Raw genomic sequence first — 15,797 nt, 5'->3', positions numbered from 1 at the left:
AAGTGTGTTGAGGATATGGGGGCAAACGCCCCGGCTTCAAGTTCAATTCCGGCTTGCAGTTTAGTTACTGCGTAAAATGCGATCCAGCATCCAGCCCGGCAGCAGTCGCTTGAGCAGACTCATCGCCCAGGCGACCAGCGTCACCGGATAGTGCAGGCGCGGATGTTTACTCTCCAGCGCATGCCGCAGTTTCGGCAGAATCGCCTCCGGCGGCAGGCTAAAGCGCGCGGCGATACCGGGATTGCGCACGGGCTTGTCGCGTTCGCCCTGCTGCACGTTTTCGGTAAACCGGGTGGTAATCGGGCCTGGCTCAATCAGGCTGACGCGCACGCCGCTGTGGCGTACTTCCATGCGCAGCGCATCGCTCCACGCCTCCAGCGCCCATTTACTGGCGGCATAAGCGCCGCGGCCCGGCGTGGAAATCAGGCCGAGCACCGAGCTGGTGTTAATAATTCGCCCGTCGCCGCTATTTTGCAGCGCCGGCAACAGGCGCAGCGTCAGCTGGTGGGTGCCGAAAAAGTTGGTGGAGAATTGCTGCTCCAGCTGCTGACGCGACACGCTGGTCAGCGGACCGTACTGGCCGAAGCCGCCGTTATTGAACAGCCCGTGCAGGCAGTGGTCGGTGAGGGCCAGCACGCGATCGGCGGCGGCATCCACGCTGGCCGGATCGTCAAGATCCAGCAGGATGCCGGTGAAGCCGAGCTCATCCATGCGCGCCACATCGTCAGCGCGGCGACAGGCGGCCAGCACGCGATAGCCGCGCGCCAGCAGATCGTTGGCCGCCACCAGACCGATGCCGCTGGAGCAGCCGGTAATTAATACGGACTTTTGCATATCTTTACCTGTCATTGGGCTCATCGCGGCGTTAATCATGCTTAACTAGCGGAGCCAGTTGCTCAGCCATCAGGTTGGCGATGAACGGCTGTGCATCCGGATTGGGGTGAATACCGTCCTGCTGCATCCACTCCGGCTTCAGATAAACCTGCTCCATAAAGAACGGTACCAGCGGAATATGATACTGCTGCGCGAGGCGCGGATAGAGCGCGCTGAACGCGTCGGTGTAGCGTCGGCCATAATTAGCCGGCAGACGAATTTGCATCAGCAGCGGCTGGGCGTTAGCGGCTTTGACCTGATCGATAATTTTACTCAGATCCTGCGCGATGTTTTGCGGCGGGAAGCCGCGCAGCCCATCGTTACCGCCCAATTCGATTAACACCCACTGCGGCTGATGCTGTTTTAATAGGCCCGGCAACCGCGCCAGCCCCTGACCGGCGGTGTCACCGCTGATGCTGGCGTTAACCACTTTGGGCTGCTGTTGCCAGGTTTTGTCGAGCAGGCTCGGCCAGGCGGCGGTGGCGGACATGCGATAGCCGGCACTCAGGCTATCGCCGAGAATCAGCAGGGTATCGGCGGCGGCGATGCGCGACACCAGCAGCAGCAATAACAACAGGAAGGAATAATGCCAGCGGAAAACATTGTTGCAGTTCATCATCTTACTAAGTCCGTCGGTCAGGGAGAGCATCAGCTGACCATCCTTACCGGAGTTGAGCTGGTTGTCAAACCAGCCGAGACGCTGGCGCTGATCGGCGAGTCGGGATCCGGGAAATCCACCCTGCTGGGCATTCTCGCCGGACTGGATGATGGCAGCAGCGGCGAAGTGCATCTGCTGGGCCAGCCGCTGCACCAGATGAACGAAGAGCAGCGCGCCGCGTTACGTGCGCGTGAGGTCGGCTTTGTGTTTCAGTCCTTTATGCTGGTGCCCACGCTCAGCGCGCTGGAAAACGTGCAGCTTCCGGCACTGCTGCGCGGAGACAGCGATCGCGACAGTCGCGCGCAGGCCACTGAATTACTGACGCAGCTCGGACTAAAAGATCGTCTGCACCATCTGCCGGCCCAGCTCTCCGGCGGCGAACAGCAGCGCGTGGCGCTGGCACGCGCCTTCAGCGGCCGTCCCGGCCTGCTGTTTGCCGATGAGCCGACCGGTAACCTCGATCGCAAAACCGGCGATCGCATCGCCGATCTGCTGTTTTCGCTCAACCGCGATTTCGCCACCACGCTGATTCTGGTGACGCACGATGAGCAGCTGGCGGCACGCTGCGATCGTCGCCTGCGGCTGCGCGACGGCAAGCTGTGGGAGGAAGCATGATCTGGCGCTGGTTCTGGCGCGAGTGGCGTTCGCCCTCGCTGCTGATTGTCTGGCTGGCGCTGACGCTGGCGGTGGCCTGCGTGCTGGCGCTGGGCTCCATCAGCGATCGCATGGAGAAAGGACTGAGCCAGCAGAGCCGTGACTTTATGGCCGGCGACCGCACGCTGCGCAGCAGTAAACCGGCACCGGATGCGTGGCTGGACAAAGCGCGCGAAGAGGGGCTGGCGGTCAGCCGGCAGCTCAGCTTTATGACCATGACCTTTGCGCAGGAGACGCCGCAGCTGGCCGATGTCAAAGCGGTCGATGATGCGTACCCGATGTTCGGCACCCTGCAGACGGATCCGCCCGGCCTGCGTCCGGTGGCCGGAACGGTGCTGGCCGCACCGCGTCTGCTGGCGCTGCTTAACCTTAAGGTCGGTGACCGCATTGACGTGGGCGATACCACGCTGCGCATTGCCGGCGAAGTGATTCAGGAGCCGGACGGCGGATTCAATCCGTTTCAGACGGCACCGCGTTTGCTGATGAACCTTGCTGACGTGGAGAAAACCGGCGCGATCCAGCCCGGTAGCCGGCTGAGCTGGCGCTATAAGTTTTCCGGCGAGGCGGCACCGCTGGCGCGCTATGATCGCTGGATTCAGCCGCAGTTGCAGGCCGGCGAGCGCTGGATCAGCGTGGAAAATTCCGAGGATGCGCTGGGCCGCTCAATGCAGCGTGCGCAGCAGTTCCTGCTGCTCTCAGCGCTGTTAACCCTGCTGCTGGCGATTGCCGCAGTGGCGGTCGCCATGAGTCATTACTGCCGCAGCCGTTACGATTTGGTGGCAGTGCTGAAAACGCTGGGCGCCACGCGTAAATCGCTGCAGCGGCTGATTATCGGTCAGTGGCTGGCCGTGCTGCTGCTGGCGGCCATTGCCGGCAGTGCGCTGGGGCAGGGCATTGAAGTCGCGCTGCTGCTGATGCTCAAACCGGTGCTGCCCGCCGCTTTACCGGCTGCCAGCGTCTGGCCGTGGCTGTGGGCGATTGGTGCGCTGGTGGTGATCTCGCTGCTGGTCGGGTTGCGTCCATACCGTCTGCTGATGGCCACACAGCCGCTGCGCGTGCTGCGTCGTGATGCGGTAGCCTCGCTGTGGCCGCTGCGTATTTATCTGCCGGTGATGGCGCTGGTGGTGGTAGCGCTCCTTGCGCTGCTGATGGGCGGCAGCAAAATGCTGTGGGCGCTGCTGGCTGGCGTGGTGATGCTGGCACTGCTGCTGGCGCTGCTCGGCTGGGGCACGCTCCTGCTGCTGCGCAGACTGGTGGTGCGTAATCTGGCGCTGCGCCTGGCGATCAACCGTCTGCTGCGTCAGCCCGCCATGACGCTCAGCCAGCTGGCGGCGTTTTCGCTCTCCTTTATGCTGCTGGCGTTATTGCTGGTGATGCGCGGCGATCTGCTCGATCGCTGGCAGCAGCAATTACCGGCGGATGCGCCCAACTATTTTCTGCTCAATCTGACCCAGCAGCAGGTGCCGCAGGTAGACGAGTTCCTGCGGCAGCATCAGGTTAACGCCGGAACCTTCTATCCGATCGTGCGGGCAAGGCTCACTGAGCTGAACGGCAAGCCAGCCGATCCCAACATGGATAACGCGCTGAATCGCGAGCTTAATCTGACGTGGCAGACGGAGCGTCCGGACCATAATCCGCTGGTGGCCGGCAGCTGGCCGCCGAAAGCCGGTGAAGTCTCGATGGAGGTCGAGCTGGCCGATCGTCTGGGCGTCAGGCTCGGCGACAGGCTGACATTTAGCGGCGATACGCAGCAGTTCAGCGCGACGATCACCAGTCTGCGCAAGGTCGACTGGGAGAGCCTGCGGCCAAACTTCTTCTTTATCTTCCCGCCGGGCGTGCTCGATCAGCAGCCACAAACCTGGCTGACCAGCTTCCGCATGGCGAACGATCCCGCGCTGCTGGCGCAGCTCAACCGCGCGTTCCCGACGCTGAGCCTGCTGGATGTCGGCAGCATGCTGAAGCAGATTGGACAGGTGCTGGCGCAGGTGAGCCAGGCGCTGGAGATCATGGTGATCCTGGTGACGGTTTGCGGTGTGTTGCTGCTGCTGGCGCAGATCCAGGTCGGCATGCGCCAGCGCCGGCAGGAGCTGGTGGTGTATCGCACGCTCGGTGCCAGCCAGCGCCTGCTGCGCGGCACGCTGTGGTGTGAGTTTGCGCTGCTTGGCGTGGTCGCGGGTATCGCGGCGGCGCTGGGGGCGGAAGCGGCACTGTGGGGGCTTCAGCGCAGGATTTTTGATTTCCCGTGGCAGCCGGACTGGACGCTGTGGCTGGCGCTGCCGCTGTGCGGCGCGGCGCTACTGTCGCTGTGCGGCGGCTGGCTGGGTGTCCGCTTACTGAAGGGGAAAGCGCTGTTCAGGCGATTTGATGCTGCCTGATGCCCTCACCCCAGCCCTCTCCCACGGGAGAGGGGGCCGATCGAGCCCGTATGAGTGATTCTGCACTTCAGGACATTAAGGCGAGCGTCAAACGGAAAAATCGCACCGTATAATCCCCTCTCCCTGTGGGAGAGGGCAAGGGTGAGGGGAACACCGCGGAACTACAGCTTCGCCACGGCCCACGCGATGCCGCTCGCATAGGCATCAGGCAGTAGCGGTACCAGCGCATTGAGTGCGGCGGTGAGGCGTGCCGGATCGCTGTCGGTCAGATTCAGGTGGCCGACCTTGCGTCCGGCGCGGACTTCTTTGTCGTACCAGTGCAGATGCACCAGCGGCTGCTGCAGCCAGTCGATATTGAGGTCGGTGCCAATCAGGTTGACCATCACCGACGGCGCAAACACCACCGGCTGCGGCAGCGGCAGACCGAGCACCGCACGCAGGTGCAGTTCAAACTGGCTGATTGAGGCGCCATTCTGTGTCCAGTGGCCGCTGTTGTGCACGCGTGGTGCCAGCTCATTGATCAGCAAGCCCTGCGGTGTGACGAAACACTCCATCGCCATCACGCCCACGTACTTCAGCTCATGCATGATCGCGCTCAGCATCGCTTCCGCCTGCTGCTGTTGTGCGGCATCAGCCTGTGGAAAGGCAACGCTGGTGCGCAGAATACCGTCCTGATGCAGGTTGTGCGTCAGCGGATAAAACACCGTGCGGCCATCGTGCCCGCGCGCGCCCACCAGCGAGACTTCACCGCTGAAGTTAATACCCTGCTCAACGATGCACTCGCCGTAACACTCATCCGGCAGCGTTGCGGTTTCGTCGGCGCGCAGGCGCCACTGACCGCGGCCGTCGTAGCCGCCGGTGCGGCGCTTGACGATCGCCAGCTCGCCCAGCGTGCTAAATACCGCCGGCCACTCGCTTTTATCAGCCAGCAACTGCCATGGCGCGGTTGCCAGGTTGAGCTGGTCGAGCAGCTGCTTTTGCGTCAGGCGATCGGCGAGGCGCGGAAAAATATCGCGGTTAACGAACGCCGGATGGTTGGCCAGCTCGCGCGTCAGCGCGGTTTCCGGCCAGCGCTCGATTTCTGCCGTAATCACGCTTTGCGCGATCGGCAGTGCTGACGGCTCCGCGTCCAGCCCGACCGGATACACGGCGATGCCCAGCGGCTCGCCGGCCTGGCGCAGCATGCGGCCCAGCTGACCGTTGCCGAGTACGCAAACTGGCTTCATGCGTCCTCCCGCGGATCCGGATTATTCAGCACTTCATCGGTCTGGCTCTGACGCCAGGCGGCCAGGCGTGCAGCCAGCTCGCGATCGTGAATCGCCAGGATCTGCGCCGCCAGCAGTGCGGCGTTGGCGGCACCGGCTTTACCGATGGCCAGCGTACCGACCGGAATACCGCGCGGCATCTGCACGATGGAGTAGAGGCTGTCCACGCCGCTCAGCGCTGCACTCTGTACCGGTACGCCCAGCACCGGCAGCAGGGTTTTCGCCGCCAGCATGCCTGGCAGGTGCGCCGCACCGCCGGCACCGGCGATGATCACCTGAAAACCGTTGTCGGCTGCGCGCTCTGCAAAGCTGAACAGCTTATCTGGCGTACGGTGCGCAGAGACCACTTCAACGTGGAACGGGACATCCAGGCTGTTAAGGATTTCCTCGGCGAACTGCATGGTAGCCCAGTCACTTTTGGAACCCATGACGATGGCGATACGGGCCGGGGCGGCGTTGGATGACATGCGGTCAACTCCTGTGAATAATCAAACGAACCTGGCCGGGCGGGCAGGTAAAGAAGGGCACAGAGAATAGCACGAGACAGCGGCAAGGAAAACGGTTGCGTGGGCGGAAAACCGGCATTTCCGCCGCAAACAATCAGAAAGGAAATTCGATCAACTGCACGCCCTGTGCGTCCAGCTGAATCATCGATCCGCGCTCATGCCACGCGCCCAGCACCGCGCGTTGCGCAGGCGTGCCGGCGAGCTCGAACTGATGAATCGCCGGACGATGGGTGTGGCCGTGAATCAGGATCGGCACCTGCTGGCGCGTCATCGCCGCGGCTACCGCCTGCGGGTTGACGTCCATGATGCTCAGTGACTTGTGCTGGTTGGCCTGCTGGCTGTCGGCCCGCATCCGCGCAGCGATGCGCATGCGCAGACGCAACGGCAGCGCGAGAAACAGCCGCTGCAGCCAGCGCTGATGCACTTTGGCGCGAAAACGCTGATAACCGTGATCGTCAGTACATAGCGTGTCGCCGTGCATCATCAGCACGCGCTGACCATAGCGCTCCAGCACCTGCTCTTCTGGCAGCAGCGTCATGCCGCTGGCGCTGGCGAACTGTTGACCTAACAGGAAGTCGCGATTGCCGTGAATAAAGAATTTGGGTACCGGCAGGGCACGCAGGGCGTCGGCGATCTGCTGATGCAGCGGATTAGGATCGTCATCGCCAATCCAGGCTTCAAACAGATCGCCAAGGATGTAAAGCGCATCACACTGCTGCGCTTCCCCCTGCAAAAAATGCAGAAAACCGGCAGTGATTGCCGGTTCTTCCTGACACAGATGTAAATCTGCGATAAACAGCGTGCGCGACATTACTCGCTGACGGTCACTTTCTGGATGATCACGTCATCAACTGGCACGTCCTGGTGCATGCCGCTGCGGCCGGTTTTCACTGCTTTGATTTTTTCGACCACGTCCATGCCTTCAACCACTTCGGCAAACACGCAGTAACCCCAGCCCTGCAGGCTTTCGTCACGGAAGTTCAGGAAGTCGTTATCGGCAACGTTGATGAAGAACTGTGCGGTAGCCGAGTGAGGTGCCTGAGTACGCGCCATCGCCAGCGTGCCTTTGGTGTTTTTCAGGCCGTTGTTGGCTTCGTTGCGGATGTCTGCTTTGGTGGCTTTCTGCTTCATGCCCGGCTCGAAACCGCCGCCCTGAATCATGAAACCGTTGATCACGCGGTGAAAAATGGTGTTGTCGTAGAAACCTTCACGGCAGTAGTCCAGGAAGTTCTGTACGGTAGCCGGCGCTTTGTCATCGAAGGTTTTGATTACGATATCGCCATGGTTCGTCTGGAAAGTGACCATTATATTCGTCCTGTGGAGGTTGTCGTCAGTATCAACTGCCGCACCGGCAAGGCGGCGGGGCATTTTTGTAGACGCCTCTTATATCACAATTTCCAATAACGCGTCAGTAAGGCAACGGCAGTTGCGAAGCGAGCGATGCACAAGTCGGAAAAATACGGCACAATAACCGGCTACATCAAGAAGGCGTATCCCGCACACGTAAACAACGGAATCGTTCAATGCTAAAGATCTATAACACCCTGAGTCGCCAGAAAGAGGAATTTAAACCCATTCATGCCGGTGAAATCGGTATGTACGTGTGTGGAATCACGGTTTACGACCTCTGTCATATCGGCCATGGGCGTACCTTTGTGGCATTCGACGTGGTCGCGCGTTACCTGCGTTACGTGGGCTATAAGCTGAAATACGTGCGTAATATCACCGATATCGATGACAAGATCATTAAACGTGCCAACGAAAACGGGGAAAGCATTGAAACGCTGACCAACCGGATGATCGCCGAAATGCACAAAGATTTTGCCGCGCTGGGTATTCTGCCGCCGGATCTCGAGCCGCGCGCCACGCGCCACATCGCGGAGATCATCGAACTGGTCGGCAAACTGATCGATCGCGGTCATGCCTACGTGGCGGATAACGGCGACGTGATGTTTGATGTGCTGAGCGATAAAGATTACGGCGCGCTGTCGCGTCAGGATCTCGAACAGCTGCAGGCCGGCGCGCGCGTGGAAGTGGCGGAAGTGAAGCGCAACCCGATGGACTTTGTGCTGTGGAAAATGTCCAAAGCCGATGAGCCGGCGTGGAACTCACCGTGGGGCAATGGCCGTCCGGGCTGGCACATTGAGTGCTCGGCGATGAACTGCAAACAGCTTGGCACCCATTTCGACATCCACGGCGGCGGTTCAGACCTGATGTTCCCGCACCATGAGAACGAAGTGGCGCAGTCGACCTGTGCACACGATGGCCCGTACGTGAACTACTGGATGCACTCCGGCATGGTGATGGTTGACCGGGAAAAGATGTCAAAATCGCTCGGCAACTTCTTTACCGTGCGCGATGTGCTGCAGCACTACGATGCGGAAACCGTGCGCTACTTCCTGATGTCCGGCCACTATCGCAGCCAGCTCAACTATGGCGAAGATAACCTGAATCAGGCACGTGCGGCGTTGGAGCGTCTTTACACCGCGCTGCGCCATACCGATGCCAGCGCGACGCCGGCTGGCGGTGAGGCGTTTGAAGCCCGCTTCCGTACCGCCATGGACGATGATTTCAACACGCCGGAAGCTTACTCGGTGCTCTTCGATATGGCGCGTGAAGTCAATCGCCTGAAGGGTGAAGATAAAGCCGCCGCCGATGCGCTGGCCGCAAAACTGCGTCAGCTGGCCGATGTACTGGGCATTCTGCAGCAGGATCCGGAGCAGTTCCTGCAGAGTGGCGCACAGGTGAATGCCGATGAAGTGGCGGAGATTGAACACTGGGTGAAAACCCGCGCCGATGCGCGTGCTGCAAAAGACTGGGCGCAGGCAGATATTGCGCGTGACAAGCTGAATGAGCTGGGAGTTATTGTGGAAGATGGCCCGCAGGGGTCAAGCTGGCGCCGTAAATAATAAAAAGGGCGAACTGCGGTTCGCCCTTTTTTATACGGCTAACTTTAACCCACTGGTTATGGGTAATTAACCTGATGCACTTATCGTAGCGGCGCAATTCATTGCGCCGCTACAGGTCCGGATTTGCCTGGTAAAATCAGGCCACAACCGTTACGCGCTGACCGGCAAACTCAACCGTCTGACCGGGAAAAATCTTGCAGCGCTTACGCGTCTCGATGGCACCATCAACGCGCACTTCGCCTTCGTCGATCACCGCTTTGGCCTGCGCGCCGCTCTCCACCCAGCCTTCCAGCTTCAGCAGATCGCACAAATCAACGTGCGCATGTTTACCCAGTGAAAAACTCGCCATTATGCCTGCTCCACATCGTGATATTGCTCGCACGCCAGCAGCGTGTTCTCAATCAGCGTGGCGACCGTCATCGGGCCAACGCCGCCCGGTACAGGCGTGATGTAAGCCGCGCGCTCAGAGGCTGACGCAAAATCCACATCACCGACCACTTTGCCACTTTCCAGCCGGTTAATACCGACATCAATCACAATCGCACCTGGTTTGATCCAGTCGCCCGGGATAAAGCCCGGCTTACCGACCGCCACTACCAGCAGGTCGGCATGCTCAACGTGATGGCGCAGATCTTTGGTAAAACGGTGCGTGACGGTGGTGGTGCAGCCGGCCAGCAGCAGCTCCATGCTCATCGGGCGACCGACGATATTTGATGCGCCAACCACCACGGCGTTCAGGCCGTAGGTATCGATGTTATAGCGCTCCAGCAGCGTCACGATGCCGCGCGGCGTACACGGACGCAGCTTAGGGGCGCGCTGGCACAGACGACCGACGTTATAAGGATGGAAGCCATCAACGTCTTTGTCCGGCGTGATGCGCTCCAGCACTTTGACATTATCGATCCCGGCCGGCAGCGGCAGCTGCACCAGAATGCCATCGATAGCGTCGTCATTGTTCAGCTCATCGATCACATCCAGCAGTTCAGCTTCGCTGGTGCTGGCGGGCAGGTTGTAAGCGCGCGAGACAAAACCGACCTCTTCGCAGGCGCGGCGTTTGTTAGCGACATAGATCTGCGATGCCGGGTTTTCACCGACCAGCACCACGGCCAGGCCAGGGGCGCGTTTACCGGCAGCGAGACGCTGCTGCACTTTTTCGGCAACCTCAAGGCGCACCTGCTGCGCAATCGTTTTACCGTCAATAATTTTTGCTGCCATCAGAGAGGAAATCCATCTGTAGAGAGTTAAATCGGGGATGGCGCCTATTCTGTCAGAAGCGCGTGCGGCTGTCAGTCACAGATTCGTTTACGCGACCGGATTCCCGATTTTTCACCGTGGCGCGCGCCAGGCTTAGCGCGTATTATGCCCGCCAGGCAACGATGTGGAACACGTGATGATTTGGTTGATGCTCGCCACGCTGGCGATAGTGTTTGTTGTGGGATTTCAGCTGCTGACTGCCGGTTCGCGCCACGCCGCGCAGGCGCTCAGCAAGCGGCTGCAGCTGCCGCCGGTGCATGTCGAATCGCTGCTTGCGCAGATGGGCAAAGAGGCGGCAAACGAGTTCACCGATTACATTCGCGGCGACAACGAAGCGCACCTCAATAATGGCGCGGCAGTGCTGCTGATCTGGCAGGTGCTGATTGTTGATGGCAGCGATGAAAACGCGCAGCGCTGGCATCACATTCTGACGAAGGCGGGGTTCTCCGCTCTGATTTCACGGCAGCAGCTGTTGCTGGCGCTAGGGTTCCTGCGCCAGCTGGAGCCGGACAGCCAGGAGCTGCATGCGTTACGCGAGCAGTATAATGCGCGCTTTACGCCGCAGGGGATTGAACTGGAAGGGGAATCCGCGGAGGTGAGTAATCTGGTCTCGCTGAGTGAGTGGCGTCAGCGTCATTAAGGCGAATTGTTCATTCCCTCGACACTCTGCCGTCCGTTGGCGGCAAAAACGTTGACGCGCCAGCGTGCCGACGTATAATCCGACGCATCTTCTATGCGCCCTTAGCTCAGCTGGATAGAGCACCGGCCTTCTAAGCCGTAGGTCACAGGTTCGAATCCTGTAGGGCGTGCCATTTTCTCCTGTTAAAAGCCTTTTTATTTTACTTTTTCCTTTTAAATCAAAATATAACACTTCTATATGCTCCTCCCTGGTTCAGGGGCATGATCCGATATTACTAACTGAAGGTGGTATCTGATACCAGGGATAGGCCAAATACCCGATACCGCGGTAACATTTTAATTTGTCCGATGTCGCATATACGTGATAATCCTGACAAGGATGTTTACGAAGATATTGACTTCTCCATCTATTACTTTCAGTAGGGTGCCGCATATCTGACATTTAATCTCCTAAATTTAGAGGGGGAAATGAACAACATCATTGCTAAAACTATCGAGGAATGTTGGCTGAAAGATAGATAAAGATTACAATACACTGACTTCAAAAACAGGAGATTTTTTTTCAGTAATTGCTTGCTACATAGTTAAAGTATTTGAAAAGGCTAAATTATCACACAAGGGACTGAATAATGGAAAAGAACGATGAGTGGCGAGATATACGAGAGTTGTTGCGTAGCACTGTGTTAATGCAAGAGGGCTATCAGCAAGCAAAGAAGCGTTATGCCAGTAAGATAGCTCCCGATTTTCGTTTGTTACGTTTTTTTAATATTAATGAAAATACGCTTTCTAAATGTTTGGCATTCCTTCTTAGCCCCGATGAAAGCCATGCTCAGGGTGATCTATTTCTCACGAGTTTTTATCAATTAATTGAGAAGCCAGAAACGCTCAAAGCTGACATGAAGGCTCGGACTTCAACTGAATTCACCATTTCTAATAGTCGTAGAATTGACATATTGGTCGCGGATAAAAACGAGTTAACAGGTATTGAAAACAAACCCTGGGCAGTCGACCAAAAAGATCAACTTTATGACTATGCTCACTGGTTAGCAGCGGAAGCGAAGCGACGAGGCAGTGGATGGTCCTTAGTATACCTCTGTAACAACGAAATAAATGAGTTTACTTTTCGCGCTCAGTCACCTGACAAAATAAACAAGCATGTAAAAGCTATCACTTTTTTCCAGTTGGAAAACTGGCTTTCGCGCTGTGCATTGCACATTGAAGCACCAGCAGTACGATGCTTTGTCGACGCTCTGATAAAATTCATTCGCGAAGATATTAATGGAGAAACAGCTATGGAACTGCAAAATGAACTCACAGAAAAACTGGTCGCTTCACCGCAAAATCTCAGCGCAGCTTTTTTAATTGCTCAGAATATGCGTCAGGTAAAAGAACGCCTGTGGAAAGATTTCATCGTATATCTTCGTCAGGAACTATCGCCATTGGGGTTCAGGGTTGGTATGAATGATGAGTTACGCACAGGCAGTAAATACGCAACGTTCTCAGTGTTATTTAAAGAAGGTGATGACTTCAAATTATGCTGGGAGTTTGAAACCAGCGATTACCGTAATCTGGCTTACGGGATCTGCTCAACTATCGAGCCACACGAGAAGTTGCATAATGATTATTTTCCTGCAATCGCTCAATCGATGAGGCATGTTTTTCCTGAAATCGATGCAAAAATCGAAAGTGAAGGATGGTGGCCCTGGTGGTGCTATGTTGATGCGGGTATGAATGTTCCACGCAATTGGAATATGGAATCAGATGCCTGGGCATTGCTGCTTGAGCGTGGAGAGGGCAGTTTTGCACAATCAATAATTAGTATTGCAAAACGCATACATGACGAAATGGACTTATCATTGTTGAGAACATCTTCCTAACACCTGAGTGAAGAAGAAAATCATACTAAGGACGCTCAGTAAATCACCTACGTATTGGGGATTGAGTCGGGGGCGCAGAGAGATCTTTACTGAATTTATTCTGCAGCCGTCCCGACCTTTCAACAGAAACCTATCCCTGCATGTCAGGCTGCCCAAAACACGCTGGCCTTATTTCGCAACCTTTGATGGGGTCTGCGAATTGGCTTGAGACGTTACGCTGTTTATTCTCACATCTATAATGTGGTCGGTTGCTGGGTTGTGAGTATTCGCTGCCAATGCGAAAGCAACCCGATAGCAGGCACGGTTTCCGCAATCTGTCCGGGATGCTATAAATGCATAAATGATCTGCATGGAAGCCATGATGAAAAAAACACTCTCACTTATCGCCGTCATGTTATTAGTCGGCTGCCAGTCCCATACTAAACAAACAGCAAGGCAGTCATTCAGGTTTCCAACCGCTTCCGAGATAAGAAGCGAGTGCGAATCGCAAACCTCCTCGCAAATAGCAAATAAAGATACGCATCTGTGGCTTTGTCAGGCCGTTACCGCAATACAGTATCGGTTTTTTGACGCGAATTTATATCACGGTAAGACCTGTGATTTGGTCATTACGCAACCCTTAGGTCAGCCACCGACAAACGTCACTGCGCAGGGCGGAGATGCTGATCTGTGCGCCGTCGCTATCGATGCGGTAAAGCAGGCGATAGATGCCAACACCTTTCCTATGCGGCCTGTGTATCTGAAAGAAAAGATACCGGTGCGTTTTGCGCCCTGACTGATTTTGTCCTGATCAGACCGTTGCTGCATAAGCGTAACCATAGGTAACAAAGTTCGCCGTTTAACCCCTGTATATCACGCCGTCAGTGCTGCCAGGCTATGCTCAGCAGCACTGACATAACACGTATCTTTATGGAGATTTACGGCAATGAAAAAACAGTGGATTGCGGCCCTGGCAGCGGCAGGCCTTCTTTTAGTCGTTAGCGCCCAGGCAGAGGCAAAAGGGTGCCTGAAAGGCGCCGTCGCTGGCGGTGTGGCAGGTCATCTGGTTCATCATGGCGTTGCCGGTGCGGCAGCGGGTTGCGCGGTGGGCCACCACATGGCCGCCAAAAAACAGAAAGAGGCGGAATAAAAGCAACAGTAAACTGCGGGTGGCGGGTCACGTAAAACTGGTGTCAGGCTTTCACATCGAACCAGTTCTGAAACCCCGCTATTGCATCAGGCATCATGTCGCGTGCGCGTTCCATAATCAGGATCTCCGCAGAGCGCAGTCCGTTCTGCGGGTGCGAGGCCTCGCACAGTGCCAGAGCCAGGTCTGAAGCATCAAGCATCGCCAGGTTGACTCCTAAGCCAACCGGCGGCATCAGGTGAGCGGCATCGCCAATCAGGGTGATGCCCGGCCGTGGTGCCCAGCCAAAATCGGCGGGCAGGCTGTAAATCGGGCGTCTGACATAGTCACCGGTGGCGTTCACCACCAATTGCAGGGAAGCGGCCCAGTCGCGGTAGCTGTCGCGCACCCAGGCGGTGAGGCCGGAGGAGGCTATGTGTTGATCGATGACATCAGGGGCGCGCTTCATCGCCGCATAGACGCAAATCCTCCCGCCGCCGTTGCGTTGCGTGACCAGCGCCTGCGCACCGCCAAAGCTGAACGCGGTCCCGTTGCCGGCAATGCTGTTGATTTGGTCGGACGGGTGATCTATCCAGCCTTCGAAAAAGGTAATGCCGGTATAAACCGGACGTACCGGTGTCAGATAACGGCGGACCCGCGACCAGGCACCGTCTGCACCAATCACGATATCGGCTTCGTAGCGCCTGCCGTTTCTGAATACCAGCCCGTGCGCTTTTTGCTGGCCATCGTCAACGTAATGCAGTTTGTGATCCCACTGCAGGGTCTGCGGTAACAGGGCGCTTAGCAGCAGGTTTTTCAACTCACCGCGATCGATTTCCGGTTTATCCATTTCACCTTCCGGCGTGAATCTGTCGGCCTCAACTTCTCCGGTAAGGTAATTCAGCATCCGGCTTTCCTGATCCTCGTGCCTGGCGATGTTGATGAACTGTTCGAGCAGGCCCGCTCTGCGCAGCGCCGCCTGGCCGCTGTCAGCATGCAAATCAAGCGAACCGCCCTGACTCCGCGCAGCATCCGCCGGCTCATCCTCAAACACCGTCACGTTAAAACCGTGGCGCTGAAGAATCACGGCCGCCGTGAGGCCTGCCGGGCCGCCGCCCACGATAGCGATAGTCAGTTTGTCCGACATGTCTGTTCTTCCCCGATGTAAAGTGGATACTGTATAATCACAAAGTTGACATATCAACTACGTGGCGGGATAAATAATGGGCAGCACAGAGATTTCAGACGCAGAGTGGCAGGCATGGCGCGGATATCGCCGGCTTGCTGAAATCATCACCGGACGCATTGTCAGAGAGATCAATGAGGCGACCGGGTTGTCCGGCCCGGATTTCATGATCCTGATGGAAATCAACCGCAGTCCGCAGGGCGTACTGCTGCAGCGTGAGCTGCTGGAATACCTTGAATGGGACAAGTCGCGGCTATCGCACCAGCTTTCACGTATGGCCGCCCGGGATCTGGTACAGCGCAGCCGCGCGACTCGCGCAGGGATTTCAGTCCGCATGACAGCGGCCGGGAGCCAGCTGCTTGCTACAGCGCGGCCGATACATGCCGCGGGCGTGCGGCGAAATTTCCTCGATTTGCTGACGCCGGAAGACATCGAAGGGCTGATCGCCATCACCGGGCGGTTACGGCAGTCAGCCAGCGGTTTTATCGAATAACTC

17 protein-coding genes and 1 tRNA gene are annotated in these 15,797 nt (G+C 57.4%); 9 read left to right on the top strand and 9 right to left on the bottom strand.

Annotated features, from left to right (window positions below):
- Positions 1-60 precede the first annotated feature (60 nt).
- Together ABVR31_RS13870 and tesA are read right to left on the bottom strand one after the other, a co-directional pair.
- Positions 61-834, bottom strand: coding sequence for an SDR family oxidoreductase (locus ABVR31_RS13870; protein ID WP_372773193.1), 774 nt, complete (start codon positions 832-834; stop codon positions 61-63).
- Positions 835-865: 31 nt separating this feature from the next.
- A complete protein-coding gene (gene tesA / locus ABVR31_RS13865) occupies positions 866-1,492 on the bottom strand; it encodes a multifunctional acyl-CoA thioesterase I/protease I/lysophospholipase L1 (RefSeq protein ID WP_021508637.1) in 627 nt (208 codons plus the stop codon).
- Here tesA and ybbA point away from each other — a divergent pair.
- The gene (ybbA, locus tag ABVR31_RS13860; protein WP_211726330.1) at positions 1,460-2,146 is read left to right on the top strand and encodes a putative ABC transporter ATP-binding protein YbbA; all 687 of its coding nucleotides are present in this window, start codon (positions 1,460-1,462) and stop codon (positions 2,144-2,146) included. The two genes, tesA and ybbA, sit on opposite strands and share 33 nt — an antisense overlap.
- Entirely contained in the window at positions 2,143-4,560 is a 2,418-nt protein-coding gene (gene ybbP / locus ABVR31_RS13855) for a putative ABC transporter permease subunit YbbP (protein ID WP_372773191.1), read from the top strand. Before ybbA ends, ybbP begins: the two co-directional genes overlap by 4 nt.
- A gap of 161 nt (positions 4,561-4,721) precedes the next feature.
- Here the strand turns inward: ybbP and purK are convergent, their stop codons facing one another.
- The 4 genes from purK to ppiB all read right to left on the bottom strand — a co-directional run bounded on the left by purK (position 4,722) and on the right by ppiB (position 7,636).
- Positions 4,722-5,786, bottom strand: coding sequence for a 5-(carboxyamino)imidazole ribonucleotide synthase (gene purK, locus ABVR31_RS13850; protein ID WP_372773189.1), 1,065 nt, complete (start codon positions 5,784-5,786; stop codon positions 4,722-4,724).
- A complete protein-coding gene (gene purE, locus ABVR31_RS13845; RefSeq protein ID WP_058769411.1) occupies positions 5,783-6,292 on the bottom strand; it encodes a 5-(carboxyamino)imidazole ribonucleotide mutase in 510 nt (169 codons plus the stop codon). Before purE ends, purK begins: the two co-directional genes overlap by 4 nt.
- A 133-nt stretch (positions 6,293-6,425) precedes the next feature.
- Complete coding sequence (locus ABVR31_RS13840) at positions 6,426-7,142, bottom strand: UDP-2,3-diacylglucosamine diphosphatase (protein ID WP_372773187.1); 717 nt, start codon at positions 7,140-7,142, stop codon at positions 6,426-6,428.
- Entirely contained in the window at positions 7,142-7,636 is a 495-nt protein-coding gene (ppiB, locus tag ABVR31_RS13835) for a peptidylprolyl isomerase B (protein WP_021508631.1), read from the bottom strand. Before ppiB ends, ABVR31_RS13840 begins: the two co-directional genes overlap by 1 nt.
- Before the next feature lie 218 nt (positions 7,637-7,854).
- Between ppiB and cysS the strand changes: the two genes are divergently transcribed.
- The gene (cysS, locus tag ABVR31_RS13830; protein WP_021508630.1) at positions 7,855-9,240 is read left to right on the top strand and encodes a cysteine--tRNA ligase; all 1,386 of its coding nucleotides are present in this window, start codon (positions 7,855-7,857) and stop codon (positions 9,238-9,240) included.
- A gap of 136 nt (positions 9,241-9,376) precedes the next feature.
- On the opposite strand, the gene ybcJ is transcribed toward cysS, so the two are convergent.
- Positions 9,377-9,589 carry a ribosome-associated protein YbcJ gene (ybcJ, locus tag ABVR31_RS13825; RefSeq protein ID WP_010618497.1) on the bottom strand — a complete coding sequence of 71 codons (213 nt, stop codon included), beginning with the start codon at positions 9,587-9,589 and terminating at the stop codon, positions 9,377-9,379.
- Complete coding sequence (gene folD / locus ABVR31_RS13820; RefSeq protein WP_021508629.1) at positions 9,589-10,455, bottom strand: bifunctional methylenetetrahydrofolate dehydrogenase/methenyltetrahydrofolate cyclohydrolase FolD; 867 nt, start codon at positions 10,453-10,455, stop codon at positions 9,589-9,591. Before folD ends, ybcJ begins: the two co-directional genes overlap by 1 nt.
- 175 nt (positions 10,456-10,630) lie before the next feature.
- On the opposite strand from folD, the gene ABVR31_RS13815 reads away from it, so the two are divergent.
- From ABVR31_RS13815 to ABVR31_RS13795, 5 genes are all read left to right on the top strand, one after another.
- Positions 10,631-11,134 carry a DUF1198 family protein gene (locus ABVR31_RS13815; RefSeq protein ID WP_141496716.1) on the top strand — a complete coding sequence of 168 codons (504 nt, stop codon included), beginning with the start codon at positions 10,631-10,633 and terminating at the stop codon, positions 11,132-11,134.
- 95 nt (positions 11,135-11,229) lie between these two features.
- A tRNA-Arg gene (locus ABVR31_RS13810) sits at positions 11,230-11,306 on the top strand.
- Positions 11,307-11,762: 456 nt separating this feature from the next.
- Positions 11,763-13,010 (top strand): PD-(D/E)XK nuclease family protein, encoded by a 1,248-nt coding sequence (locus tag ABVR31_RS13805; protein ID WP_372773184.1) that lies wholly within the window; start codon positions 11,763-11,765, stop codon positions 13,008-13,010.
- Between the two features lie 349 nt (positions 13,011-13,359).
- Complete coding sequence (locus ABVR31_RS13800) at positions 13,360-13,785, top strand: cell envelope integrity TolA C-terminal domain-containing protein (RefSeq protein WP_372773182.1); 426 nt, start codon at positions 13,360-13,362, stop codon at positions 13,783-13,785.
- Between the two features lie 150 nt (positions 13,786-13,935).
- The gene (locus tag ABVR31_RS13795) at positions 13,936-14,139 is read left to right on the top strand and encodes a hypothetical protein (RefSeq protein WP_150058464.1); all 204 of its coding nucleotides are present in this window, start codon (positions 13,936-13,938) and stop codon (positions 14,137-14,139) included.
- Between the two features lie 43 nt (positions 14,140-14,182).
- Here the strand turns inward: ABVR31_RS13795 and ABVR31_RS13790 are convergent, their stop codons facing one another.
- The gene (locus tag ABVR31_RS13790) at positions 14,183-15,262 is read right to left on the bottom strand and encodes an FAD-dependent oxidoreductase (protein WP_372773179.1); all 1,080 of its coding nucleotides are present in this window, start codon (positions 15,260-15,262) and stop codon (positions 14,183-14,185) included.
- 76 nt (positions 15,263-15,338) lie between these two features.
- Between ABVR31_RS13790 and ABVR31_RS13785 the strand changes: the two genes are divergently transcribed.
- Complete coding sequence (locus ABVR31_RS13785) at positions 15,339-15,794, top strand: MarR family winged helix-turn-helix transcriptional regulator (RefSeq protein WP_215786389.1); 456 nt, start codon at positions 15,339-15,341, stop codon at positions 15,792-15,794.
- The last annotated feature ends 3 nt before the right edge of the window (positions 15,795-15,797 follow it).

The organism is Pantoea sp. WEP, from assembly GCF_041678305.1.
Lineage (GTDB): Bacteria > Pseudomonadota > Gammaproteobacteria > Enterobacterales > Enterobacteriaceae > Pantoea > Pantoea dispersa.
The sequence above is the reverse complement of the archived record's forward strand: the minus strand, read 5'-3'. Positions and strand labels throughout refer to the sequence as shown.

Coding starts and splice junctions, on each gene's coding strand:
- ABVR31_RS13840 (WP_372773187.1), bottom strand. CDS start 7,142: ATGTCGCGCACGCTGTTTATCGCAGATTTACATCTGTGTCAGGAAGAA.
- ABVR31_RS13785 (WP_215786389.1), top strand. CDS start 15,339: ATGGGCAGCACAGAGATTTCAGACGCAGAGTGGCAGGCATGGCGCGGA.
- ABVR31_RS13870 (WP_372773193.1), bottom strand. CDS start 834: ATGCAAAAGTCCGTATTAATTACCGGCTGCTCCAGCGGCATCGGTCTG.
- ybbP (WP_372773191.1), top strand. CDS start 2,143: ATGATCTGGCGCTGGTTCTGGCGCGAGTGGCGTTCGCCCTCGCTGCTG.
- cysS (WP_021508630.1), top strand. CDS start 7,855: ATGCTAAAGATCTATAACACCCTGAGTCGCCAGAAAGAGGAATTTAAA.
- ppiB (WP_021508631.1), bottom strand. CDS start 7,636: ATGGTCACTTTCCAGACGAACCATGGCGATATCGTAATCAAAACCTTC.
- folD (WP_021508629.1), bottom strand. CDS start 10,455: ATGGCAGCAAAAATTATTGACGGTAAAACGATTGCGCAGCAGGTGCGC.
- ABVR31_RS13800 (WP_372773182.1), top strand. CDS start 13,360: ATGGAAGCCATGATGAAAAAAACACTCTCACTTATCGCCGTCATGTTA.
- purK (WP_372773189.1), bottom strand. CDS start 5,786: ATGAAGCCAGTTTGCGTACTCGGCAACGGTCAGCTGGGCCGCATGCTG.
- purE (WP_058769411.1), bottom strand. CDS start 6,292: ATGTCATCCAACGCCGCCCCGGCCCGTATCGCCATCGTCATGGGTTCC.
- tesA (WP_021508637.1), bottom strand. CDS start 1,492: ATGATGAACTGCAACAATGTTTTCCGCTGGCATTATTCCTTCCTGTTG.
- ABVR31_RS13795 (WP_150058464.1), top strand. CDS start 13,936: ATGAAAAAACAGTGGATTGCGGCCCTGGCAGCGGCAGGCCTTCTTTTA.
- ABVR31_RS13790 (WP_372773179.1), bottom strand. CDS start 15,262: ATGTCGGACAAACTGACTATCGCTATCGTGGGCGGCGGCCCGGCAGGC.
- ybcJ (WP_010618497.1), bottom strand. CDS start 9,589: ATGGCGAGTTTTTCACTGGGTAAACATGCGCACGTTGATTTGTGCGAT.
- ABVR31_RS13805 (WP_372773184.1), top strand. CDS start 11,763: ATGGAAAAGAACGATGAGTGGCGAGATATACGAGAGTTGTTGCGTAGC.
- ABVR31_RS13815 (WP_141496716.1), top strand. CDS start 10,631: ATGATTTGGTTGATGCTCGCCACGCTGGCGATAGTGTTTGTTGTGGGA.
- ybbA (WP_211726330.1), top strand. CDS start 1,460: ATGCCAGCGGAAAACATTGTTGCAGTTCATCATCTTACTAAGTCCGTC.